Raw genomic sequence first — 364 nt, 5'->3', positions numbered from 1 at the left:
CCGCCGCGGGCTGGCCCCGGCGGCCGAGGAGACGACGCAGCCGCGGTCGCAGGGCATCGCGACGGCGCGGCGGCCGGGCTCGATCCTCAAGATCCACCGGGGGACCTCCGGCATCGAGGCGTCGCTGGTGCTGCTGGCCGCGGCGGTCGCCCGGGCGGAAGACCGACGGGTGGGGTCCGCGGGGGCCCTGCCGTGTAGCGCTCGGGCGGCGCAGTAGGTTTCCGCGGGGGGGGGGGGGGTGGGGGGGGGGGGGCGGGGGGGGGCGCCGGCCCCCCCGCGCCCCCCCCCCGCGCCCGGCGCGCCGGCCGGCGCGCCCCCCCACACCACCCCAAGGGCGGGGGGGGGGGGGGGGGGGGGGGGGGGG

The 364-nt window shown here is 85.2% G+C and carries 1 pseudogene; it reads left to right on the top strand.

Going from position 1 to position 364, the window contains the following annotated elements:
- Positions 1-217, top strand: a pseudogene (locus tag PUR61_RS21070) (hypothetical protein); the annotation flags it as partial.
- Between the last annotated feature and the right edge of the window lie 147 nt (positions 218-364).

The organism is Streptomyces sp. BE20, from assembly GCF_036322525.1.
Lineage (GTDB): Bacteria > Actinomycetota > Actinomycetes > Streptomycetales > Streptomycetaceae > Kitasatospora.
Note: the sequence above shows the minus strand (reverse complement) of the source record. Positions and strands in the feature narration are given on the sequence as shown.